This window comes from Streptomyces sp. NPDC027185 (assembly GCF_055567035.1).
This window is the reverse complement of the sequence record NZ_JBVHRF010000001.1, coordinates 412,766-435,798: the sequence shown is the minus strand read 5'-3', so window position 1 is coordinate 435,798 and position 23,033 is coordinate 412,766. Positions and strand designations below refer to the sequence as shown.

22 protein-coding genes are annotated in these 23,033 nt (G+C 74.3%); 10 read left to right on the top strand and 12 right to left on the bottom strand.

Translation table 11 applies throughout. The features are described 5' to 3' along the window. The first annotated feature begins 2 nt into the window (after positions 1-2). From ACZ4M8_RS01840 to ACZ4M8_RS01830, 3 genes are all read left to right on the top strand, one after another. Positions 3-1,616 (top strand): glycoside hydrolase family 13 protein, encoded by a 1,614-nt coding sequence (locus ACZ4M8_RS01840; RefSeq protein WP_467602509.1) that lies wholly within the window; start codon positions 3-5, stop codon positions 1,614-1,616. After that, positions 1,613-2,650 (top strand): LacI family DNA-binding transcriptional regulator, encoded by a 1,038-nt coding sequence (locus ACZ4M8_RS01835; RefSeq protein ID WP_467602507.1) that lies wholly within the window; start codon positions 1,613-1,615, stop codon positions 2,648-2,650. Before ACZ4M8_RS01840 ends, ACZ4M8_RS01835 begins: the two co-directional genes overlap by 4 nt. 78 nt (positions 2,651-2,728) lie before the next feature. Then, on the top strand, positions 2,729-3,556 hold the full coding sequence (locus ACZ4M8_RS01830) for an alpha/beta fold hydrolase (RefSeq protein ID WP_467602505.1): 828 nt from the start codon (positions 2,729-2,731) through the stop codon (positions 3,554-3,556). Between the two features lie 5 nt (positions 3,557-3,561). Here ACZ4M8_RS01830 and ACZ4M8_RS01825 read toward each other — a convergent pair whose 3' ends face one another. After that, positions 3,562-3,810 carry a DUF397 domain-containing protein gene (locus tag ACZ4M8_RS01825; RefSeq protein WP_467602503.1) on the bottom strand — a complete coding sequence of 83 codons (249 nt, stop codon included), beginning with the start codon at positions 3,808-3,810 and terminating at the stop codon, positions 3,562-3,564. Then, positions 3,807-4,637: a helix-turn-helix domain-containing protein gene (locus ACZ4M8_RS01820; RefSeq protein ID WP_467602502.1), complete on the bottom strand. Its 831-nt coding sequence runs from the start codon at positions 4,635-4,637 to the stop codon at positions 3,807-3,809. The genes ACZ4M8_RS01825 and ACZ4M8_RS01820 overlap by 4 nt, the downstream gene beginning before the upstream one ends. 153 nt (positions 4,638-4,790) lie before the next feature. Between ACZ4M8_RS01820 and ACZ4M8_RS01815 the strand changes: the two genes are divergently transcribed. The 5 genes from ACZ4M8_RS01815 (at position 4,791) to ACZ4M8_RS01795 (ending at position 7,525) form a co-directional block, all read left to right on the top strand. Beyond that, positions 4,791-5,255 carry an ATP-binding protein gene (locus ACZ4M8_RS01815; protein ID WP_467602501.1) on the top strand — a complete coding sequence of 155 codons (465 nt, stop codon included), beginning with the start codon at positions 4,791-4,793 and terminating at the stop codon, positions 5,253-5,255. A 100-nt stretch (positions 5,256-5,355) separates the two neighbouring features. Continuing rightward, positions 5,356-5,796 (top strand): hypothetical protein, encoded by a 441-nt coding sequence (locus tag ACZ4M8_RS01810; protein WP_467602500.1) that lies wholly within the window; start codon positions 5,356-5,358, stop codon positions 5,794-5,796. A gap of 117 nt (positions 5,797-5,913) precedes the next feature. After that, positions 5,914-6,381, top strand: a complete 468-nt coding sequence (locus tag ACZ4M8_RS01805; RefSeq protein ID WP_467602499.1) for a DUF3995 domain-containing protein — start codon at positions 5,914-5,916, stop codon at positions 6,379-6,381. Positions 6,382-6,596: 215 nt separating this feature from the next. Further along, the gene (locus tag ACZ4M8_RS01800; protein WP_467602497.1) at positions 6,597-6,878 is read left to right on the top strand and encodes a hypothetical protein; all 282 of its coding nucleotides are present in this window, start codon (positions 6,597-6,599) and stop codon (positions 6,876-6,878) included. Positions 6,879-7,042: 164 nt separating this feature from the next. Next, complete coding sequence (locus ACZ4M8_RS01795; RefSeq protein WP_467602495.1) at positions 7,043-7,525, top strand: GreA/GreB family elongation factor; 483 nt, start codon at positions 7,043-7,045, stop codon at positions 7,523-7,525. 379 nt (positions 7,526-7,904) lie between these two features. Here ACZ4M8_RS01795 and ACZ4M8_RS01790 read toward each other — a convergent pair whose 3' ends face one another. Both ACZ4M8_RS01790 and ACZ4M8_RS01785 read right to left on the bottom strand, forming a co-directional pair. Further along, on the bottom strand, positions 7,905-8,414 hold the full coding sequence (locus tag ACZ4M8_RS01790) for a GNAT family N-acetyltransferase (RefSeq protein WP_467602494.1): 510 nt from the start codon (positions 8,412-8,414) through the stop codon (positions 7,905-7,907). Positions 8,415-8,726: 312 nt separating this feature from the next. Further along, positions 8,727-9,890: a GNAT family N-acetyltransferase gene (locus ACZ4M8_RS01785; RefSeq protein WP_467602493.1), complete on the bottom strand. Its 1,164-nt coding sequence runs from the start codon at positions 9,888-9,890 to the stop codon at positions 8,727-8,729. A gap of 1,219 nt (positions 9,891-11,109) precedes the next feature. On the opposite strand from ACZ4M8_RS01785, the gene ACZ4M8_RS01780 reads away from it, so the two are divergent. Further along, positions 11,110-11,916 (top strand): thioesterase family protein, encoded by an 807-nt coding sequence (locus tag ACZ4M8_RS01780; protein WP_467602491.1) that lies wholly within the window; start codon positions 11,110-11,112, stop codon positions 11,914-11,916. Between the two features lie 201 nt (positions 11,917-12,117). Here ACZ4M8_RS01780 and ACZ4M8_RS01775 read toward each other — a convergent pair whose 3' ends face one another. The 3 genes from ACZ4M8_RS01775 to ACZ4M8_RS01765 all read right to left on the bottom strand — a co-directional run bounded on the left by ACZ4M8_RS01775 (position 12,118) and on the right by ACZ4M8_RS01765 (position 13,564). Further along, positions 12,118-12,336 (bottom strand): helix-turn-helix domain-containing protein, encoded by a 219-nt coding sequence (locus tag ACZ4M8_RS01775; RefSeq protein WP_467602489.1) that lies wholly within the window; start codon positions 12,334-12,336, stop codon positions 12,118-12,120. After that, the gene (locus ACZ4M8_RS01770; RefSeq protein WP_467602487.1) at positions 12,336-12,833 is read right to left on the bottom strand and encodes a DUF2975 domain-containing protein; all 498 of its coding nucleotides are present in this window, start codon (positions 12,831-12,833) and stop codon (positions 12,336-12,338) included. The genes ACZ4M8_RS01775 and ACZ4M8_RS01770 overlap by 1 nt, the downstream gene beginning before the upstream one ends. A gap of 116 nt (positions 12,834-12,949) precedes the next feature. After that, positions 12,950-13,564, bottom strand: a complete 615-nt coding sequence (locus ACZ4M8_RS01765) for a TetR/AcrR family transcriptional regulator (protein ID WP_467602485.1) — start codon at positions 13,562-13,564, stop codon at positions 12,950-12,952. A gap of 119 nt (positions 13,565-13,683) precedes the next feature. On the opposite strand from ACZ4M8_RS01765, the gene ACZ4M8_RS01760 reads away from it, so the two are divergent. Next, a complete protein-coding gene (locus tag ACZ4M8_RS01760) occupies positions 13,684-14,646 on the top strand; it encodes an alpha/beta fold hydrolase (RefSeq protein ID WP_467602484.1) in 963 nt (320 codons plus the stop codon). A gap of 210 nt (positions 14,647-14,856) precedes the next feature. Here the strand turns inward: ACZ4M8_RS01760 and ACZ4M8_RS01755 are convergent, their stop codons facing one another. From ACZ4M8_RS01755 to ACZ4M8_RS01735, 5 genes are all read right to left on the bottom strand, one after another. Continuing rightward, a complete protein-coding gene (locus tag ACZ4M8_RS01755) occupies positions 14,857-15,963 on the bottom strand; it encodes a PDR/VanB family oxidoreductase (protein ID WP_467602482.1) in 1,107 nt (368 codons plus the stop codon). Position 15,964: 1 nt separating this feature from the next. Next, on the bottom strand, positions 15,965-16,879 hold the full coding sequence (locus ACZ4M8_RS01750; protein ID WP_467602481.1) for a metal-dependent hydrolase: 915 nt from the start codon (positions 16,877-16,879) through the stop codon (positions 15,965-15,967). A gap of 499 nt (positions 16,880-17,378) precedes the next feature. After that, positions 17,379-19,349: a hypothetical protein gene (locus ACZ4M8_RS01745; protein WP_467602479.1), complete on the bottom strand. Its 1,971-nt coding sequence runs from the start codon at positions 19,347-19,349 to the stop codon at positions 17,379-17,381. A 130-nt stretch (positions 19,350-19,479) separates the two neighbouring features. Next, positions 19,480-19,764, bottom strand: a complete 285-nt coding sequence (locus tag ACZ4M8_RS01740; protein ID WP_467602478.1) for a DUF397 domain-containing protein — start codon at positions 19,762-19,764, stop codon at positions 19,480-19,482. Between the two features lie 58 nt (positions 19,765-19,822). Next, on the bottom strand, positions 19,823-22,963 hold the full coding sequence (locus tag ACZ4M8_RS01735; RefSeq protein ID WP_467602476.1) for an alpha-N-acetylglucosaminidase: 3,141 nt from the start codon (positions 22,961-22,963) through the stop codon (positions 19,823-19,825). Between the last annotated feature and the right edge of the window lie 70 nt (positions 22,964-23,033).

The following is a 23,033-nucleotide window of genomic DNA, read 5'->3' as shown; positions in this document are numbered from 1 at the left end:
CCATGACCGAGGACTCCTCCGCACCCGCCCCGAGCCAGGCCCCCGCCCGCCCCGACTGGTGGCGCGACGCGGTGATCTACCAGGTCTACCCCCGCAGCTTCGCCGACGCCGACGGCGACGGCATGGGCGACCTGGAAGGCATCCGCCGCCGCCTGCCCCACCTGCGCGACCTCGGCGTCGACGCCGTCTGGCTCTCGCCCTTCTACGCCTCCCCGCAGGCCGACGCCGGCTACGACGTCACCGACTACCGCACCGTCGACCCGATGTTCGGCACCCTCGCCGACGCCGACGCCCTCCTGAACGACGCCCACACCCTGGGCCTGCGCGTCATCGTCGACCTCGTCCCCAACCACTGCTCCGACCAGCACGCATGGTTCCGCCAGGCCGTCGCGGAAGGCCCCGGATCACCGCTCCGCGCCCGCTTCCACTTCCGCGACGGCCGCGGCACGGACGGCGACCTGCCGCCCAACGACTGGGAGTCCGTCTTCGGCGGCCCCGCCTGGACCCGCCTGCCCGACGGCCAGTGGTACCTCCACCTCTTCGCCCCCCAGCAGCCCGACTTCAACTGGGACCACCCCGCCGTACGCGACGAGTTCCGCACCGTCCTGCGCTTCTGGCTGGACCGCGGCGTCGACGGCTTCCGCGTCGACGTCGCCCACGGCCTCGTCAAGGCCCCCGGCCTGCCCGACACCGGCACCACCGGACAGCTCCGCCTCCTCGGCCAGGACGTCCTGCCCTTCTTCGACCAGGACGGCGTCCACGAGATCTACCGCTCCTGGCGCACCGTCCTCGACGAGTACCCGGGCGACCGCATCGCCGTCGCCGAAGCCTGGGCGCCCAGCCCCGAACGCACCGCCCGCTACGTCCGCCCCGGCGAACTCCACCAGGCGTTCAACTTCCACTACCTCGGCACCGCCTGGGACGCGACCGCCCTCCGCGCCACCATCGACGCCTCCCTCGACGCGATGCGCCCCGTCGGCGCCCCCACCACCTGGGTCCTCTCCAACCACGACGTCGTCCGCCACCGCACCCGCCTCGGCGGCGACCTCCCCCGCGCCCGCGCCGCCTCCCTGCTGATGCTCGCCCTGCCCGGCTCCGCCTACCTCTACCAGGGCGAGGAACTCGGCCTGCCGGAAGTCCTCCACCTGCCCGACGAGGCCCGCCAGGACCCCGCCTTCGCCCGCCGCACCGGCGCCGCCGGCCAGGACGGACTCCGCGACGGCTGCCGTGTCCCGATCCCCTGGGAGAAGGACGGCTGCTCCTACGGCTTCGGCCCCGGCGGCAGCTGGCTCCCGCTGCCCCCGGAGTGGAGCGCCCTTTCCGTCGCCGCGCAGACCGGCGACCCCGGCTCCACCCTGGAGCTGTACCGCGCCGCCCTGGCCCTGCGCCGCTCCCATCCGGGCCTCGGCGCGGGCACCGACGTCACCTGGCTGGACGCCCCCGACGGCGTCCTGGTCTTCCGCCGCCCCGGCGGCCTCGTCTGCACCGTCAACACCACCGACACCGCCGTCCGCCTCCCCGCCCCCGGCACCCCCCTGCTCTCCTCGGGCCAACTCCCTTCCGCCGACGCCGAGTTCATCCTCCCGCCCGACACCACCGTCTGGTGGGACGCGTGAGCGCACCCGCCTCCCGCGCCACCCCCCGCCTCGCCGACCTCGCAGCTCAAGCGCAGGTCAGCGAGGCGACCGCGAGCCGGGTCCTCAACGGCCGCGCGGGCGTCGCCGCCACCACCCGGCAGCGCGTCCTCGCCGCCCTCGACGTCCTCGGCTACGAACGCCCCGTCCGGCTCCGGCGCCGCAGCGCCGGGCTGGTCGGGCTGGTCCTCCCCGAGCTGACCAACCCGATCTTCCCGGCGTTCGCGCAGATCATCGAGCAGTCGCTGGCGAGCCACGGCTACACCCCGGTCCTGTGCACCCAGATGCCCGGTGGCTCCACCGAGGACGAACTCGTCGAGCAACTGGAGGAGCGCGGCGTCACCGGCATCGTCTTCCTCTCCGGACTCCACGCCGACACCGGCGCCGACCCGGCCCGCTACCACCGCCTGCGCGACCGCGGCGTCCCGTACGTCCTGATCAACGGCCACCGCCCCGACATCTCCGCCCCCTCCGTCTCACCCGACGACGGCGCCGCCGCCCGCACCGCCGTCCGGCACCTGGCCGCCCTCGGCCACACCCGCATCGGACTCGCCGTCGGCCCCGCCCGCTTCGTCCCCTCCCGCCGCAAGGCGGACGGCTTCACCGCGGCGCTGACGGAAACCTTCGCCCTCCCGCCCGAGGACGCCGCCCGCCGCGTCCGCCACACCCTCTTCACCGTCGAGGGCGGCCACGCCGCCGCCGACGCCCTCCTCGACGACGGCTGTACGGGCCTGGTCTGCGGCAGCGACCTGATGGCCCTCGGCGCCGTCCGCGCCGCCCGCGCCCGCGGTCTGCCCGTCCCCGCCGCGGTTTCCGTCGTCGGCTTCGACGACTCCCCGCTGATCCCCTTCACCGACCCGCCCCTGACCACGGTCCGCCAACCCGTCCAGGCGATGGCCGCCGCCGCCGTCGACACCCTCATCGAGGAGATCCAGGGCCACCCCGTCCGCCACACCGAGTTCGTCTTCCAGCCGGAGCTGGTGGTACGCGGCTCCACGGGACCCGCACCGGGGTGACCCGGCACGCGGGCGCCGACACCGGAACGCGGGTTAACCTCACGGGAGTTGACGCCCTCGACCTCGGGAGGACGACCGATGACCGCGCACGTGACCGTCTGGGACGACCGCGATCGGACCGGAGAGGACCGGACCCCGACGGACACCGCCGCCCCCGCCCTCTTCCTCCACAACATCTTCACCTGGGGCAGTGACCCCGCGTACGGATTCGCCGCCCAACGCCCCCTCGCGGACACCCGGCGGCTCCTCCTCATGGACCGCCGGGGCTACGGCGACAGCCCCGACACCCCGCGCAGCGACTTCGCCACCGACGCCGACGACGTCGTGGCACTCCTCGGCGACAGCCGCTACGCGGCGGGACCCGGCGGCGCCCACCTCGTGGCACACGGCAACGGCGCCGTCGCCGCGCTCCTCGCCGCCGCCCGCCGCCCCGACCTCGTCCGCTCCCTCGCCCTCATCCAGCCCTCCGCCTTCACCGCCGCCGCCGGCCATCCCGTCGTCGCCGCCCTCCTCGACCGGGTCCGCGACGCCGCCCCCGGCATCCCCGACGGCGTCACACCGGAGCAGTACCTACGGGCGTCCACCGAAGGCTTGGGGATGGCCATGCCCGAGCCCACACCGCGCCGCCTCCGCGCCGTCGCCACCTCCATGGGGGAGCGCCCCATCTGGGAGGCGGACATCCCCTTGGACCCGATCCGCGCCGCCGCCCCGCCCCTCCTGGTGATCTGCGGAACCTGGGACGACGCCCCCGACGCCTACCGCGAACACGTGGGACGCCCCCTCATGGCCGTCGCCGAATCCCTCACGGACTCCCTGGGCGGCCACCTCCTCCGGGTGCCCGGCTACTACCCGCACACCCAGCAGCCCGCCGCCGTCAACACGGCCCTGCGGCAATTCTGGGACTGACCGCGTCAGCCCTCGTGCGCCGCGTACGCGACGAAGGCGGCCCAGGCCGTGGGCGCGACGGCCAGCTGAGGGCCGTCCTTGTCCTTGGAGTCGCGGATGTGGATGGTGGTGGGGCAGGGGGCGATTTCTACGCAGTCGCCGGAGTCCCCACTGCTGTAGCTGGACTTGTGCCAGGAGAGGGCCACTTCGACGCAGCTATCGCCGGAAGAACCGCTGTAGCTGCTCTTGAACCAAGTCAGTCGGGTGGTGTTCAAAGCGCTCCTCGAATCTGCTTCAACAGGCTCAGTGAGTCTTCCGGGGTGAGAGCCTGCGAGCGCAGTTTCGCATAGCGCATGTGAAGCGTGCTGATCGTCTTCGTATCGGAGATGAACTGGCCACTCTCCTGGCCTTCGCAGTAGGCGAACCACTGGTTGTCGGGGGACTCCAACAGCTGCATTGGTCCGTTGATGCCAGGGTGAACGCCCCGATCCAAAGGCATTACTTGAATCTCCACGTTGCGCAGTCGGGCGCATTCCAACACGTAGTCGATGAGCCATCGAGTCGTCTCTGGCCCGCCGGTCTGACGCCGGAAGACGTGCTCGTCCACGATGAAGCTGAAAGCCGTATTGGGCCTGTCCCTGAGTAGCTTCTGCCGTTCCAGTCGGACAGCCATCTGCATCTCCACCTGTTCGTCAGTCAGATGCGGGATTCGCTGCTCGAAGAGGACCCGTGCGTACGCCTCCGTCTGCAACAGCCCCGGGACCAAACGGCACTCGTACGTGTACAGGCTGACTGCCTGCTCCTCCAGATCCGCCCACTGGCGGAACCAGGACGCCAGGCCCGGCCTCCGGGAGAGATGCCGGGCCATCGCCCGCAGCACACCGAACGCGTTCAGCACTTCCTCGGCCCGCGCGATGAAGTCCGATGGCGGCAGTCGCCGCCCCTGCTCGATCGACGCCACCATCTGGACCGAGAACCCCACCAGCGGTGCCAGCTGCTCCTGCGTCAGCCCGGCCCGTTCCCGGAACGCCTTGACTGCCGCGCCGAACGCCTTGAGGCTGTCCGTGGATTCCGGCTCGCTGCCGCCCGTGTTCCCTGCCATTCCGGCACCTCCGCTGTGTGCGCGCCCCTCCGGCCAACTCGGCCATGCTCACGGTCGGTTACCCGTACTGTCCACTCTCCGCACCCGTACGCTGACCAAGCGTACGGGCCCAAGTGCTGGTCAACGCCGTGCGCACCGCGCCAACTTGGGCATATGCACGCCTCACCCGCCACCCCCGTGGCCCCCGCTCCCGTCACCGCGCGTATGTTCGCGCAACGCTTCAGCGCCACCCGGCGCGGCGCCCGCCTCGCCCGGCGACTGGCCGCAGCCCAACTCGACGCCTGGGGCACCCCGTACGGCAGCGAACGGTCCGACACCGCCACCCTGCTCGTCGCCGAACTCGCCGCCAACGCCGTCCTCCACGGCCGCGTACCGGGCCGCGACTTCGAACTCCGCCTCACCCTCACCGCCGGTCCCGCCGGACGCGACCGGCTGCGCATCGAGGTCGCCGACACCCGCACCGAGGCCCGCCCGCCCGGCCCGGACGCCCTGCGCCCACCCGCCCCGTACGCCGAATCGGGGCGCGGCCTCCTCCTCGTCAACGCGTGCGCCGACCACTGGGAGGTCGCCGACCGCCCCGGCGTCGGCAAGATCGTCCGCGCGGAGGTGACGCTGTGATCTCCCCGCGCGCGGCGATAACCCCTCCGCCGCTCCCGCCGTTGGGCAGGTTCCGCGCCGGACATCCGGCGCCAAGTCCGCTGCTGCGTAAGGGAGTTCCATGGCGAAGACGATCGGCGGCACCGGCCGGGTGTCGGTCTTTCCGCTGCTGCACATGTGGCCGGACGCGTTCGGCGTGGCGGCGTACGCGACGACGGGGCGCTTCGGCGACACCGCGGTCGTCGGATACCTCCCGCTGCCGGAGGTACCGGACGTACACCTGATGGACATCGCCGCCCGCCACGCGGCGCAGCCCACGGAATGGGTGCTGTGCCTGGGCTGGAGCAGCCGGGTCGTTCCCAAACCGGGGTCGCTGGACCTCCGCGACGCAACATGGTCCCTGGACGTGGACGGCACCGGCGAACCCGCCAAACCCGTCTACGGCCACAGCACACTGGTCGTGGGCCGCCTGTCCCTCGTGGACCCCGAAGCCCCTGACGACTCCGTCACGTACACGCGCCGCCGCGCTCGGGAGGTCCTGGCCAGCCGGTTGACCGCGTAGAACCTGCCGTGGCCGCGCGGGCCCGTAGCCCGTACGTGACCGGATGCGGAAGAACCGTGCCGCCGACGGCCACGGCCCTGGCATCCTCACGGTGAAGCCGACGACACGGGGGACGTGATGACGCGGATCTGGGGACGACTGGCATGCGGCTGGGCGGTGGCCTTCGCCGCCCTCCACCTCTACTGGGCCCTCGGCGGCAGCCGCGGACTGGCCGTCTCCGCCGGACCGCTCGCCGAGGAACGACCCGGCTGGTTCGTGGCGCTGGGCCTGTGGGGAGTCGGTGCGGTCTGCCTGACCGGCGCCGCCCTGGGATGGCGCCTCACCGGCCCCCGCCCGCCCGTTACGCCGGGACGCCTGCTCACCGCCCTGGGCTGGTCCGCCTGCGCCGTCCTGCTCGTGCGCGGCGCGGCCCTCCAGTTCCTGCTGCTCACCGGCGCCGCGGGCCCCGCCATCCAGATCAGCCCGGAACAACGCTGGTGGACACTGCTCCTCTGGAACCCCTGGTTCCTGCTCGGCGGCGTGCTCTTCGGACTGGCGGCACGAGCCTTCGCCCGCCCGGCCGCCCCGGAACCGTCATCTGCCTGACCGCACGCGGTGTACGGCGCGTGGGACGCGCGGCAGGTCCGGGCGCGCCTCGCCCGGGGCGCGGGCGCGGGCCGGACACGGTAAGGGCCGGGACTCCGCCCGGCGCCCCGCCCCGACATGCACTCCTCCGCCACCCCGGCGATCCTGGGAACAGCGCATTTCCCGAGGCCGGGCGCGTACGAGGCCCGGCCTCCGCAGCCGACGAGGAGGGCGCAGTGGGACACCACCACAAGTCGAACAAGGCGGTCGAGGGCGACCCGGACGCCGGCCACGGACGCGGCATGCCCCGGCGCCCCGACGAACGGCAGGCCGAACGCCGCACCGAGGAGGACCGCCGCGAAGCGGGCCTCCCCCACGACGCCGGAAAGGACGACGCCACCGGCTACGCCGAGGAACGGGCCGAGGTGGAACGCGAAGCCGACCGAGGCGACCTCCCCCGGAACGCCGCCTCCCGGAAGCAACGGAACCCCTACCCGCCCTCCGACTACGAAGGGTGAGCACGCCGGCCCTCGCGGACACCGGCACCACCGCCGAGCACGGAGACACGCGGGAAAACCGTAGGCACCGTCCCACTCGTGCGGGTAAGCCCAAGATACGCACGGGCGAACCCGGAACGCGCCGACGAGCCGACATACGTGCAGGTCAGAGGTACGGAGCTGGAATGAGTCAGGAACCCGAACCGATCAGCGCCGCCGAACGCCGCGCGCTGGAACGGGAACGCGACGCCCTGCGCGCCGCCCGCGCCACCGACGCCCCGGCCCCGCAGGACTCCGACCAGGCGGGTGACCGCGGCGACGACGCCAACGAGTCGGAACGCATCGACGAGGCCACCCACATCAAGGTCCGCATCGACGAGATCACCCAACGGCTGCGCGACGGTGAACGCGCGGGCCTGCCCTCCGTCAACGCGGTCGGCACAGGCAGCACCGTCACCGTGCGCTTCCCCGACGGCGACCGCGCCACCCTCCACCTCGCACTCCTGTCATCCGAGCGCGACCCCACCCTCATCACCACCGACAGCCCCCTCGGCCAGGCCCTCCTCGGCCACGAAGCCGGCGACCGCGTCGACTACACCACTCCCGACGGCCGCCGGACCGTCCATCTCCTCTCCGTCGGCGAACCCGGCCCGGAGAACGGCCACTAGAGCCCCGGAGACAGACGCATTCCGGCCGCGCCCCTCCCGCCATCGGGAGAAACGCGGCCGGCAAACGACGCCAGGCCCTGGAACGCACACCGCGAACGGCCCCGACCACGCACCGCAAGAACCAGAGGCAGCCCCGGCTCCCACCACCGAAATGGCCGTAACACTCGTTTCTTCGACCGGAGTTGGTCGGTGCGGGTGCGGGTGCGGGTGCGGGTGCGGGTGCGGGTGCGGGTGCGGGTGCGGGTGCGGATCGGGCTGGACGGCGAGGCGTGGGACGCCCTCGGGCCGCGCGTCCCACCCCGTCCCCGCACTCCGGCCTTCCGGCGTCCCGCCGTTCCCCGCGTCCCGCCGTTCCCCGCGTCCCGCCGTGCCCCGTGTCTCAGACTCCGAACGCCGCCGGATACCGGATCGTCCCCGACGGAACCGGCGCCTCCGGGTCCAGGGCGAGCGCCATCATCGCCTCGTCCGGCACCTCGAACGGCGCGCGGATGCCGAAGCGGGACGCGGGCACGAACCCGAAACGCGGGTAGTACGAGGCATGGCCGAGGACCAGGACGAGGTTCTCGCCCCGGGCGCGGGCCGCCTCCAGCGCCGCACGGATCACCGCCGACCCGGCACCGGACCGCTGCGCCGACGGCACCACCGCACACGGCGCGAGCGCCAGCGCCGGCCGCCCCTCGACATGACAACGGGTCAGCAGCGCATGCCCCACCGGCGCCCCGTCCGGCGTCAGCGCCACGAACGACAACCCGTCGAGCCACGCCGAGGGATCGGCACGCAACGCGTCGACGATCCCCGCCTCGTCAGGGGTGGGAAAGGCGGCGAGGTTGATGTCACGGACGGCGGAAATATCGGCCGGCGTCTCGGCGCGAGTGATCCAGGTACTCATGTCGTTCCGTTCCAAGGTCGGAGTGGAGGGTCGTTCGTTCCAGGGCCGAAGAGTTGGCCATTCCGAAGAAGGGGCCGTCCGTCCCAGGAGGTGAGGGGCCTGTCCCGGAACCAGTAGCCGCACCCGTTCCAGGAACAGAAGCCGCTGTTCCGGATCTGAAGCCGCCCGCCTGTTCCAGGGGCAGAGGCGGCCGTTCCGCACAGGAGCGGGGGAGCGGGAGAGGGGAGGCGGGCACCCCGCTCCCGGAAACCGGCCCGGAAACAGCCGTAACGGCCACCGGGAACGAGGGCGCGGGGCACAGAGCAGGGCGAGTCACTCCCACGTCATATCGATACGACCCCCGATAACGCGGTATCCGGCACGCCGGAACGTATCCGACATCGGGACGTTCCCGAGATCGGTGGCCGCCCGCACACGCGGCACACCCTGCCCGTCCAGCACCCGGGTGCCCTCGCCGAGCAGCGCGTCCGCGTACCCGTTGCCCCGGTACGCGGGCGCCACCCCCAGATACGCGATGATCGCGTGATAGCCGTTGTGCGCCGGAATCACGAACCCGACCGGCTCACCACCGGGCAGCACCCCGACCCGCCACCACTCCCGCGGACTCCGGTACCGCACCAACTCTTCCCCGTACTGCCGCACCGCCGCCTCACGCGCGGACATCAGCCCCAACGCGGCGCGGCTGTGCGCGTCCAACGTGCCCTCCAGCACCGACGCCATCAACGCCAGCAACTCTTCACGATCCCGGGGCGGCCTGAAGGAAAGCGCGGCGGCGGGCACCACTCCGGGGGACGCGGGCCGCCCCCGCCGCACGGCATCGCAGCTCGCGGGCGAGTCCTGCCGCGCGGCGCCGCACGCCGCCAGGGCACCCCGTTCCAGGGCCCCGGGCGCGGCGGCGCGGCGTCCCGGGCCCTGCGCTCCGGGAACGTCCCGTTCCCCGTCCCGAGACGCGGCACCGGCACGTTCCACGGCATGCGACGCGCCGGCAACCTGCGGCGTCCACTCCCAGCGCAGCCGCTCGACGAACAACCGGGCACCGGTCCGTTCCAGCGCCGCCATGCGGCTCTCCACCGCCTGCCGTTCCACCCGGTCCGCACGCCAGTCGGGCAGGACGGAACGGAGATACTCGGGCCGCGCCCCGTCCGGCAACACGACGGGCAACGCCGCGCGCAGCAGCCGCACCCCCGCGTCGAACGGGTCAGGGCCCACGGCGCCCGCCCCGGAACCGTCCGGACCGGCGGCCGAGTCGTCGAGATCGAAGATGTCCAGAAGCGCCGGGACGGCATCACCCGGCCGCGACCACCAGGCGACACGCGCCAGCACACGGTCACCGTGCAGCGCCACCCACATCCACGACAGCTTCCGCCGCCCTTCCGCGAGGTCATCCGCCAACTCCTCATTGAGGCTGTACGGCAGACGGCAGAAGAGTTCCAACTCTTCGGGACCGGCCAGAGGTCGCAGAGTCAGGCCGGTCACGTCGTCCGGCCCGTACTCCTCGTCCGGCCCGTTGTCCGGCCCGTTCGGACCGCGTACCCCGGATGGCGTCCCGTCCCGGCCCGAAGAGCCGGGAGCGCCCGAGGCACGGGAGCCGTCGGAGCCCACCGGAACGGCGGCACCGGTCGGACGGTCAGGGGCATGCGGCCCAGTGGGGCCGTCCGGGCCGATAGGGGCATTCGAGCTGGTCAGGTCGCTCAGATCTCCAGAATCGTGCGGATTCCCCCGGGCACTCGGAGTGTCAGGGGTGCCCGGATCGGGCGTCGGGCACGGACGTCCATCCGCGCTGCGGGGGTTCGGGTGCATGGTCAAGGCGCACTCCTACGAGGCGCGCCCGCCCTCCGGGATCAGCGGAAACGCGTATCCCGGGAGGACGCGGGCGCGGTGACGGCGACGGTCATGCCTGCCTCCTCCTTCCGTGGCCTGGTCGTTCCATGCCCTGGTCATCGGCCACACCTGCGGGCAGGCCGCAGACACATCTATCCGAGCCGGAACGACCACAGCAAACCTTTTTCCGGAGCCCCGGACGCCCCAAGCCCCGACGCACCGGAGCTGCTGCGCCGCCACGGTGCGGGGCCCGCGCCACCGGCCCGCCCGGCCGGGCGCGTGGACCCGGACCACGGGGGCACCCGGGCCTCCGACCGGACGGACCGGGGCTCGCCGGCGAACGTAACACCCTTGCAATCCCTTGCGTAAGACCTTGCGAACAGGTTGGGGCGAGCCGAATTGAACGGCCGGGAACCCGCACGAGTACGCGGCAGATCAGAAGGCGCGTGCCCAACTGTCTTGCAGGCCAGCTGAGTTAGGGGTGAGCCGCATACTGTCGCGACCGCGTGGAGCGGTGACGGGGTGCAGCTGCGGGGAGGAGAGAGAGGCAGCCGAGGGGCCTGCCGGCGGTGGCCCGCAGACCGGCCTGAGCGGGTCCGCCCCACCGAGGCGAGCCCCGGGGCGCCCTGCGCACCCCCCGTCGGCGCAGTCCCCGGGGCCCACCCGGGCGCCCGGAACGGTCACATCCCAGGAGGGCGGTCCCGGCGAACCCGAGCCGCCCGCCCGTCGCCCCTGTGCAATCGATCACGGCCCCTGCCCACGCGTCACCGGGCCCTTTACGCTCCTTTGCACGGGCCGGACGGTGCGGCCGGGAGGGCGTCCCGGCCGGTTCCCGCGCCGGTCGACGACCTGTCCCGCGTGAGGAGAATCGCCTGTGACCATCGCCCCCACCGGACACGAGAGCTACTACGAGCGCACCGACGAGCACCACTACAAGCCGACGCCCCACGTTCAGGGCGCCTGGAGCCCCGACGAGCAGCACTTCGGACCGGTCTCCGGACTCCTCGCGCACGTCCTCGACCGGCACGTCGCCGAACGCCCCGGGCCCGGCATGGCCCTCGCCCGGATCAGTTACGACATCCTCGGCCGCATCGCCTTCGAGGAGTGCGAGGTCACCGTGGAGACGGTCCGACCGGGCCGGACCATCGAACTGCTCGAAGCCGTCCTGCGGATCGGCGGCCGGCCCGTCGTCCGCGCCCGCGCCTGGCTCCTCGCCTCCCTCGACACCACGGCAGTCGCCGACAGTCCCTTCGAACCCATCCCGCACCCCGACACCCTCGCACCGTGGTCCATGGGCGACACCTGGGGCGGCGGCTACATCGCCTCCCTCGACGCCCGCCGCGTCCCCGGCCGGCGCAAGGGACGGACGACGGCGTGGCTCTCGTCCACCGTCGACCTGGTCGCCGGCGAGCCGCGCAGCGAACTCGCCTCCTTCCTCACCCTCGTGGACCCCGCCAACGGCATCGCCGTACAGCAGGACCCCACCGCGTGGATGTTCCCCAACGTTGACCTCACCGTCCATCTGCACCGCACGCCCCAGGGCCCCTGGACCGGCCTGGACACCACCGTCACCTTCGGCCCCGCCGGACAGGGCGTCACCAGCAGCGTCCTGCACGACATCCACGGCCCCGTCGGCCACGCGGAACAGATCCTCACCGTCCGGCCCCAGCCCACCGGCTGAATCCTCAAAGGCACGCCGGGGCATGAGCGTCACCTCGGCCTGAACCCTCACCGGGGGCTCCCCCCCCCGCCCCCGCCCTCCCCACCCCTCGCTCCGGACAGCCCCAGCCCCCCGTGTGGCCCCGCCTTCCACGACCGCGCCATTCTCCGGGCGCCCCCGCTTCCTCCCGCCCCGCCCCGGGGCTTCTCTCCGTATCCGCCGCTACCTCTCCTCCTCGTCCGGCACCCACCGCAGGACGTCTCCCGGCTGGCATTCCAGCACCCGGCAGATCGCGTCGAGGGTGGTGAACCGTACGGCCTTCGCGCGGCCGTTCTTCAGGACGGCGATGTTGGCGGGGGTGATGCCGACGGCGGCGGCGAACTCGCCCACCGAGAGGCCCCGGCGGGCGAGTTGGACGTCGAGGTCGACGATGATCGCCATCAGATGACCTCGGCCATCTCGCGCTGCAGCTCCGTCGCCTTGTGCAGCAGGCCCCGCATGACGACGACCAGCATGGCGAAGGCGCCCCCCACTCCGACGGCGGCGAGGGCGGCGCCCAGCGCGCCGATGACCTCCATGCCGTCATCGGGCGAAGGTATGGAGGCCAGCGCCAGATGCCCGGTCACCCCCGCCGCCAGGAGAGTGGCCACGACGGAGGCGCCGATGATGATGTCGACCCAGCGGAAGGCCCGCGGGGTGAAGAGCGCGTCCCGCCGCACCATGGCGAGCAGCCGCCATGTGGCGACGAGTCCCACCTGGACGCAGGCCACCCCGGCGATCGCTATCGCCACGTACGGCACGGCGAACGGGGCGTACGGCGGGAAGTGGTCGACCTCCTCGGCTGCGGCGCCCGGGATGATCACGAACTGAGCGAACAGGCCGAACAGGATCGCCATGGCGATGACGGCCCGGAGTGCGACGATGAGAACTCGGTGCATGTATCGAATATCGATGGGTTTCCATCGAAAGTCAATCGATGTGCGGGAGGTGGCGCGTATGTGACCTGCGAGGTGGCGCGTTCTCGTGGGGCGGGGCGGCGCCTCGCCGCGGTGCGTCAACTCGCCCGAGGCGCCCGGAAGATGCGGTCCAGTTGATGCCGGAGGGTCGCGATGGCCGCCTCCGGACTGCGCTGGCCTGCCAGGATGCTCGTCCCCAGCCCGGCGGTCATCGCGAGAAGGGCGACCGCCTCGGTCCGGGTGTCGGTGTCCGCGGGAAGCAGTCCGGTCTCCCGGGCCCGGTCGAGCAGTCCGGTCACGGCGTCCTCGGCGGCGGCCGGGCGCTGGAGGTAGGGCTGGGCGGCGAGCGCCTCGTCGGTCACGGCGAGCAGTGTGTACGAGGTGAGGACGAGGTGGAAGGCGCGGCTCTCCTCGTCGGTGGGGAGCGAGGTCAACAGCAGCGTCTCGATGACCGCGCGCGGCCCGGGGTTCTCGCCGGCCGCCCGGAGGCGCGCGCCGACCCGTGCCCCGAACTCCTCGGTCAGCTGCTGGAATCCGTGGAGGAGGAGGTTCTCCTTGGTCTGGAAGTAGTACTGCACCAGGCGGAGGGAGATGCCCGCCTCGGCGGCGACGTCGCGCAGGCCGACGGCGTGCAGCCCGCGGCGGGCCGCGACCCGGACGAGGGCCCGGCCGATCTCGGCGCGCCGCTCGTCGTGGTCCACGCGCTTGGGCATCGGTGCTCCTCGGGTCGGCCGCTCTGCCGGGCCGTTCGCCGCCCGGACTTTTCATGGTACCGCCGTATCACCAACGTGGTACGGTCGTATCACGAAACCGAGGCTCCAGGAGGTGCCCCGTGCCCGACACCACCCGTCCCCCGGCCGACATCGGCCGCTACGTCAACGACGCCCTGCGCGAACGGCACTTCGCCGCCTGCGACGCGGTCCACGCGCTGGGCGCCCCCGCCCGCGCCGAGTACGACGTGGAGACGGACTTCGGGACCACCCACGTCTACCGGTACGGCCCGCAGGAGGGCACCGCGGCCGCCGCCCGCGCCGCCGCCCGCACCCCGGTCGTCCTGCTGCACGGCGCCGGGGGCTGCGCCGCCATGTGGTACCCGAACACCCCGGCGCTCGCCGCCAAGCGCACCGTCTACGCGCTCGAAACCCCGGGTGACGCCAACCGCAGCGTCCACCGCGCCCCGCTCCACCGGCCTCAGGACGCCGCCCGGTGGCTGGACGAGACGCTCGCCGGACTCGGACTCGACCGCGTCCACCTCATCGGCTCCTCGTACGGCGGCTGGCTCGCCCTCAACATGGCGCACCGGCGGCCCGGACGCCTCGCCTCCGCGACCCTCCTCGACCCGGGCGGGCTGGAGAAGGTGGGGCTGCGCTTCTTCCTCTGGATCTTCGTGAGCCTCTTCGCGACCGCCGCCCCCGCGGCGCTCCGCCCGCGCCTCGCCGCCTGGCTGGACCAACCGGTCCTCGTCGTCCCCGAGTTGCGCACCATGGCGCGGACCGGCGTCCGCGCCCACCGCATCCGCCGCCCGGCACCCGTACCGCTCACCGACGACGAACTGCGCACCGTGCGCACCCCGCTGCACCTGGTGCTCGGCCGGCGCAGCCTCCTCCTCCACCCCGAACGGCAGGTGGAACGCGTCCCGCGGCTCGTCCCCGGCACCCGCGCCGTGATCCTGGAACATACCGGCCACGGCCCGCAGATCGACCACGCCGACGAGGTCAACACCCAGATGCTCGCCTACCTGGACGGTGTCGACGACGCCGCCGGGAAGAGGGAGGACGTGCCGGGAAAGAGGTGAAGGCGAGGCCGGTCACGGCCGCACCGGAACCGACGGGACGCCGTTCCAGCCGTTCCACCCGTCACCGTCACCCGGCGTTCCGCCGTTCCACCCCGTCCCGCGGTGCGTCCCGGCCGTTCCGTCCGTTCCGCGTTCCGCTCCGTCCCGCGGTGCGCGCCCCTGCCGTCACGGCGTCAAGCCCTGACGGCCGGGGCGCGCGCCGCGTCCGGCTCACAGGTCCAGGGTCAGTGACGCCCCCCGCGCCCGGGACACGCAGATCAGCAGCGAGTCGTCGCGTTCCGCGTCGGTCAGCAGTTCGTCGCGGTGGTCCACCTCGCCCGCCAGGACCCGTTGCTGGCACGTTCCGCAGAAGCCCTGCTCGCAGGAGTACGGCAGATCGGGCAGCGCCTGCTCACGGATGGCCCGCAGCACACTGGTGCCCGGCTCCACCGTCACCGTCCGGCCGGTGCGCCGCAGTTCCACCTCGAACGGCGCGTCCCCGACGGTCTCCCCGGGCGCGGCGGGCGCGAACCGTTCGGTGTGCAGCGTCAGCCCCTCCGGCCCCTCGGGCAACAACGCCGCCACCGCGTCCATCAGCGGATCCGGGCCGCAGCAGTACACCGCGGCGTGCGGCGGCGCACCGGCCAGCGCCGCCGCCAGATCCGGCCGTCCGTCGGTGTCCTCGGCCACCACCGTCAACCGCTCACCGCCCGCCAGCTTCTCCAGCTCCGCCAGGAACGGCATCGACGCCCGCGAACGCCCCGCGTACACCATCCGCCACGGCACCCCCTCGGCCTCCGCCTGCCGCACCATCGGCAGCAGCGGGGTGACGCCGATCCCGCCCGCGATGAAGAGATAGGCGTGCGCGTCGGCGAGCGGGAAGCGGTTGCGCGGCCCGCGCACCTCCACCTCCACGCCCTCCCGCAGCGCCTCGTGCACCTCCCGCGAACCGCCCCGGCCGTCCGCGATCAGCCGCGTCGCGACGGTGTACGAGTCCGGGTCCGCCGGATCCCCGCACAGCGAGTACTGCCGTACGGTGCCCGACGGCAGCACCAGATCGAGGTGCGCGCCCGGCTCCCAGCCCGGCAGCCCCGCGCCGGTCAGCCGCAGCGCCACCACACCCTCGGCCGCCTCGGTGCGCTCCGCGACCCGCAGCCGCAGCGCCCCGGCGCCCCGGCCGCCGCCCCGGCCCGACACCGGCTCCTCCAGCGCGGGCATCGGCCACAGCGGCGAGCGCCGGATCCGGCGGCGCAGCGCACCGCGCGCCAACAGCGCCGCGGCCACACCGCCCGCTGCCAGCGCGGTCCGTACGGCACGGGGACGGGTGACGACGGGCATCTCAGGAACCTCCGGGGGAGCCGGCCTCGGCCGCGACCGCGGCGGGGGAATGGGCGAGGTAGGCCGCGGCCTGCGCGGTGCTGCCGTGGTGCGAGGGGTGGTACGACGGGCTCAGGTACTGCGGGATGGACCGCAGCATCGCGCCCGGCTCCGGCAGTACGCCCTCCCGCCCGCCGCGCCAGAACTCCCGCGCCGACGCCTTGCCGTCGCGCAGCGTCGGATCGTTCTCCATGAAGAAACGGATCCCGCGCTGCCACAGGAAGACCAGCGCGCCGAAGGCCAGCGCCCAGGTGCGGGCCCGGCGCCGGTAGCCGCCGTCGACGTGCAGGAACAGCTCGTAGGCGACCGACCGGTGCTCGACCTCCTCCGCACCGTGCCAGCGCAGCAGATCCAGCATCACCGGGTCGGCGCCCTTCGCGTCCAGCGCCTCGGCGTTGAGCACCCAGTCGCCGAGGAACGCGGTGTAGTGCTCGATCGCCGCGATCAGCGCGATCCGCTCCCGCAGCCACCACGCGCGCGGCCGTCCCGGCGGCAGCGTCCGGTCCCCGAGCAGCTTCTCGAAGAACCAGTCCACCTGCGCGGTGTACGGCTCCGGGTCCAGCCCCTGCGCCCGCAGATGCGGCAGCACCCCGTCGTGCGCCTGCGAGTGCATCGCCTCCTGCCCGATGAACCCGAGGACGTCCTCGCGCAGCCGGGCGTCCCGGATCAGCGGCAACGCCTGCTTGTAGACGTGGACGAACCAGCGCTCCCCGGCGGGCAGCAGCAGGTGCAGCACGTTGATGGTGTGGGTGGTGGACGGATCTCCGGGCACCCAGTGGAGCGGGGTGCCGGCCCAGTCGAACGCGACGTTGCGGGCCTTCAGCGGCACATGTTCCTGAGCGGCCGCTCCGGGCCGCGACGACGCCTTGTTAGACATGGCGTCAATGTACTGGTCGGTAAGGCGCCGTCAATACCCCTCGCACAGGGAAAATCCCGGGAACGCGGCGCCCCGCACGCCCCCTCCCGGGACACCTCCGCCCAAGGCCCTGCCCGGTACGGGGCGCAAGCCGTCCGGTGCGGGACCGCCCGCCGTTCCGAACGGAACGCCGCGGCGCCCCGAACGGAACGGCCGTATCCCCTGCCGGCCCGGGTTCCGTACGGGACTGCCCGCAGCCGGTACGGAACAGCTCCGCGTTCCAGGGGGCCGCCCGCGCCTTGGGGGCAGGACGTTCCAGGGCCCGCCGGTATCCCGTACGGGACGACGTGCACGCCGCGGGGGAGCGTCCCGCATTCCCAGGAGCCGTTCCGCGTCCCGTGCAGGCCCGCCCGCATTCCATGGAGGCCGTCCCCGTTCCAGGGCCCTGTACCCGAACCCGAAAGGGGCGGGCCCTGGAACGCGGAACGCTCCCAGGACCCGCCCCCGCCGCCGTTCCGGCTCAGCCCAGCCCGGCGATGCGGTCGCCGTTGTGCAGGCGGCCCGTCAGTTGGGCGTGGCTGCCCGCGGGGACGCGCAAGGTCAGCAGGCGCCCCGGGGCCCCGCCCCGGACGCCGCCGGTCGCCGCGATCGACGTCACGTCCCGGCTCCCGGCGGCCAGCAGCCACCACGTCCCGTTCCCGGACTTCCACAGCGCCCCGGCCAGCACCCGCGGGCCCCGGGGGCCGCACGCCGTACCGCCTTCGGCGGCCGCCGCCACCGCGCCCGTCGCGTACGGCTGCCCGGCCGGCGCCGGGCCCTGGAACACCGCCAGCGTCCGGCTCCCCGGGCCCCGCCAGGTCTCCGCCCGCGCGCACAGCCACGACGCGGTGCCCGCCCCGCCCGGCAGCGCCTGCCGGGCGAACGGCCACGCGTTCACCGACCGCACACCCAGCCCCCGCAACGCCGGAAGCTGACACGCCGTCCGCGCCCACGCCGTCCGCCCCTCCGGACCGTCCACCGCGCCCGGCGCCTGTGGCGTCCCGTACGTCAACCGTGCCGGGGTCGTCTCCCCCAGATCGGTCAGCAGCGCCCCGTCCGTCCGCAGCGCCGGCCAGGAATCGCACCCGCCGGACGGGCCGGGTGACGGCGCCGGGGCGCTCACCCCCTGCGCGTCCACGGCCAGCCGCTCCCCGGACGCCCCCGGCTTCAGCAGATCCACCAGCCGCACCGACGACGCCCACGGAGCCGTCAGATAGCGGACGTTACGGGCCGTACGGCTCACCACCAGCGCGGCGGCCGACGCGTCCTGCGCCCCGTCCGTCCGCGCGAAGTCCAGCGCCGCGCCCGCGTCCGTCGAACCGTCCGCCGCCTCCGCGTACCGCACCAGCCGCTGCCCGTCGTGGAGCAGCACCACCGCCGCGTGGTCCACCGTCCCGGCGAACAGCAACTGCGCGGGCCCGGCCGCCGGACCCGTCGCCGTCCCGGGCGTCGCCGCCACCTTCACCTGCGGCCCCGGCCGCGCCCACACCGCCAGCGCCCGCCGCAGCAGCGCCTTGTCGCCGGTACGGTCACCCCGCGCCGGCCAGGCCGCGAAGTCCTCCCGCGCCGCCGACTTCCACGCCACCGGCGACGACACCGTCAGCCGCGCCGGATCCATCGCCGCCCGCGCCGCCGCGTTCTCCGCGTACGGCGGGGCCGCCGCCCCCTGCGGCCCCCAGCCCTGCCCCGGCAGCCCCAGCAGCGCCCCGCACACCACCACCGCGACGCCCGCCACCAGCAACGCCCGGCCGTGCTGCCGCCGGCGGAGCAGATCGGTCGGCCGGGCCTGGAGCGCACACGCGTCGAACTCCGGCGACTCCAGCAGCGAACGGCCCCGCACCGTACCGGGAGCCGTCACCTCGTCCGCCTCCACCACCGCGACCTCCGGGTCGCGCACCCCCGCGGCCGCCAGCGTCCGCAGGACCTCCTCCGGCGCCAGCCGTTCCAGGGAGCGCAGGACGTACGCCGCGCGCCCCGCCGCCGACAGCTGGGCCAGTTCCCTCTCCAGGGACAACTCCGCCGCCCCGCCCGGCCGCGGCGTCAGCCGCACCCCCCACACCTGCGGCAACGGCCCCGGCCGGCGCCACCGGCCGCCCGCCACCGCCAGCGCCTGACGCACCACCTGGACCCGCAGCACCGCGTACCCGGGGCCGTCCGCCTCCGGGGCGCCGCGCGGGCCGGGCAGCGGCACCACGTCGGCACCGGTACGGCGGCGCGGCAGGGCCCGCTGCGCCACGGCGTGCGCGGCGCGCACCCGGCGGCCCCGGCCACCGCCGGGCGGCAGCACCAGATACGCCAGCCGCACCAGCCGCGGATAGTGCGCCACCAGTGCCGCCTCGGCCTCCTCGACGTCCACCCCGTCCGGGCCGTCCGGGCCCCTCGCGGGGTCGTGGCCGGTGACGCGGTCCTCGGGGGCGCTGTCCTTGCGGGAAGGTGTCGGCTGCTGTTCCACGCCCGGTGAAACGAGCGGAAACGAAGCCGGTCACCCGCCGGCACGAGGGCCGGAACGGGTGACCGGAACAGGGCCGGGCCCCGGGGAAGGAACACCCCGCGCCCACGGGGCGACCGGCGGGAACGGCCGTTCAGATCTCCAGATCGAACTCGCCGTCGCGGGCGCCCAGCACGAACGCGTCCCACTCCGCCTTGGTGTAACGCAGCACCACATCCGGCTCGGTGGAGTTCCGCATCGCGACCGCACCGCGTTCCAGGAACGCGATCTCGACCGCCTCCTCCGCGTCACCCGGGGCGCGCTGCCAGGTCGCGTCCGAGATGTCGAGGCCGTACAGCCACGTCTTCTCCGCTTCCTTCACCGCCGCCCTCTCGGCCGCTTCCCGCTCAGCTGCTTCCTGCTCCGCTGCGGCGCTCATGCCGTCGTCCCCTCACTCACGTGATCCTTCCGGCTCAGCGTACGGGGTGACCGACCGGTCACCGGACGCCCCAGCGGCGGAACTCGGCCGTCCCGCGCACCCCCGAACCGGAGGTGGCCGCGCACTGGAACATCCCGGCGTCCTGCGTCCCGGCGGCCCCCGGCACCCGCACCGTCCCGACCTCCCGCCACGTCGTCCCGCCGTCCACCGAACACGACCCGGTGTACGCCGCGCCGCCCGCCCCGTCGGCGCCCCGTGCCAGCCGCAGCGTCACCGGCGCGGTCACCCCCGCGAGCCGTACGTAGGTGTCGAGGGTGCCGTCGCCCGTCGCGTCGTAGGACAGCACCACACCGTGGTCCGGGGTGACGGCGAGGTCGAGGAAACCGCGTGCCCCGGGCGAACCGGGCTCCGCCGCCAGTTCGTTGCGGACGATCAGCCCCGCGCGGGCCCACGGCGCCGTGGCGTCCTGCCGCACCACCTCCGCCCGCACCGATCCTCCCGGGGCCAGTGCCCCCGGCCGGTACACCGCCCCGAACTCCGCGGTGGCGCGCCACAGATCGCTGCCGCCGCCGTGCACCGCGAACCGGTCCGCCAGCTGACCGAAAACCGCCTCGTTGGTGGTGACCGTCCGCCACCCTGCCGCCAGCGGCCCCGCCACCCACAGCGCGTCCTCGCGTACCGCCCGCACCCGCTCCGCACCGCGCGGCCCGTACACCGCGGTCAGGGTGTAGGGCAGCGCCCGCAGCGGCTCGGCCGGCGGGCCCGGCGGCGCCGTGACCCGCCAGTGCGCCCGGCCGGTGGCGCCCGGCCCGACGGACGGCAGCGACAGCGGACCGTCCGGCTCCGCCGCCGGTCCGTGCAGCGCGAAGTCCACCCGGCCGGTGGCGCGCAGCCCGCTGACGTTCCGCAGCGCCGCGCTCAGCCGTCCCCGCCCGCCCGGCGGCAGCGCCACCGGCTCCGCCGCGACCGTCAGCGTCCCCTGGAACGGCGCCGCCGCCAGGACGTCCCGCACCCGCCGCGCGGTCCGGTACGCGTCGGTGACCGGCCGCTGCGGATGGTGCTCCCGCCGCCGCGTCCACGCCTCCTCCCACGCGTACCAGTCGAACGTCTTCGGCTCCCGCCCGGCCGCCAGCGCGTCCGCCAACTCGTCCAGGTACGCCCGCCACTGCGGCAGGTACACCTCGCCGGTCAGCCCGTCCCAGTCGCGGTTGGCGTAGCGCGTCAGCCGTCCGCCGTCCGCCGTCGGGCGGTCCGCCCACGCGGTGATCAGTGTGCGGGCCGACCACTCCAGCCGCGCCGCCAGCGCCGCGTCCCCGCCCGCCGCCGCCCGCGCCTGCGCCAGCCACGGTCCCAGCAGGAACCGCCGGTGCGCGCCGGCGGTCTCCTCGCTCAGCTGCATCAGCCGCAGCCAGAGCGCCGACAGCGCCCGGAACGCCGCCGTGTCACCCCGCCGGTACGCCTGTTGGAGCTGGGGGATCAGCTGCCAGGAACGGTTGGCGAGCGCCTGCCGCGCCAGGTCGGTCAGATCGTGGCGGTAGGTGTCGGCGCCGCGCAGCGCGGGCCGGACGGCCAGCAGCGCGGCGAACGCGGTGTCCACCGCCGCCGGATCGCACGCCGGGGTGTGCGTGGCGTGCGCCGTCCCCGACCGCGCCGCCAGATCCGGCCGGGCCGCGAACACCGCGTCGTGCGGCCGCCCGTCGGCGCTCGCGATCTCGTACGCGCTGGTGCGCAGTGCGGCGAACGCGGCCCGCGCGGCGCCGTCCCGTCCCCCGTACCGGGCGTCCGCGTAGCCGTCGAACCACGCGGCGCGGTCCACCGGCCGTTCGTTCCACGCCAGTTCCGCGAAGAGCGCGAACGCCGCCGGGTCCCGTTCCGCCGCCTCCGGCATGTACGCCGTCCCGGCCAGCGCGCTGCCCGGCTTGTCCCGCCACACCGTGAACCGTTCCGTCCACCGGTGCGTCTTCGCGCCCAGCGTGGTGCGCCCGCCGAAGTTGGGGATCGTCCCGAACGCGTACGGCGTCCCGCGCCAGTCCCGTTCCCGGTCGGTGACGGTGTCCAGATCGCTCAGCCCGTCCACGATCAGCATCCGGTCCCGGTCGACGCCGTCCAGCAGCTCCGCCCGCGGGTTCTCCTGCCAGCCGAGGATCACCCACACCGCCCCGGGATGCGCGGTACGCAGCGCCCGTTCCACCGCCCGCGCCGCGTCCGCCACCGGGACGTCCCCCGGATCGCCGCCCTCGTGCAGCAGATCCATCTTGAAGTGGCCCGCGGGGCCCAGCAGGTCGCGCTGGTGGCGGTAGAACGCGGCGGCGACACCGGCGAACGCCGTGGTGCGCGGGTCCAGCCAGTCCGGGCGCCGCAGCCCCGCCCAGACGCCCTGCGGCACAGTGACCGCCCCCGGGTTCCGCGCCGCGAAGTCCACCGGCACCGTCCCGAAGTAGCCCGGCAGCACCGGCTTCATCCCCAGGGCGCGCAGCCGGTCGGTGATCCGCCGCCCCAGCCGCGCCCGCCGCGCCAGCAGCGCCGGATCGATCGGCCCGCCGTAGCCGCTCATGTTCTGCAGCAGCCACCACGGCTGGTGCGTGGGGAGCGGGATCCAGGCGCGCGCCTCGGCGTCGGAGTACCCGAATCCGGTCAGCAGCCGGTGGTACACCGCCTCCGCGCCGGGCGTGACCAGCACCTCGTTCACCCCGTGCAGCGCCAGCAGATCGATCAGCCGCTCCCAGCGCGGCCAGTCGGCGTACGGGGCGGTGTAGCCGTCGTGGGTGTCGTTGAGCGCGAAGCGGTGCGGCAGCGCACAGGACCGCTCGACGGGCGCGTCCGGTGCCGGCAGCCGGGCGGGCAGCGCCAGTTGGTCGCCGCCCCAGGAGAAGTGCGCCCGGCAGGTGTGCCGCAGATGGTGATGCGCGCCGGTCAGCAGCGTCGCCGGGGAGGTGCCCGCGATCTCGATCCGCCCGGCGCGCCCGCCGACCCGGAACCGGTCCCCGCCCCGGCCGTCCGGGGGCAGCGGGAGGAGCCGGAACTGCTCGGCGTGGCGCGGCAGCAGCCGGCGCAGCGCGTCGTGCGCCGGACCGGTGTCGAACGGGGCGCCGGCACCCGCCGCCTCCGGGGCGGGGACGGCGGCGCCCCCGCCGAGCGTGGCGCGGGCCCCGAGCGCGGCGGCGGAGCCCAGCAGGGTGCGACGGGTCGGACGGGACATGGCGGCCTCCACTGCTCGGCGGTCCTGCGGCGACACAACGGGGACGGTGCGGAAGCGCGCGGGCGACACG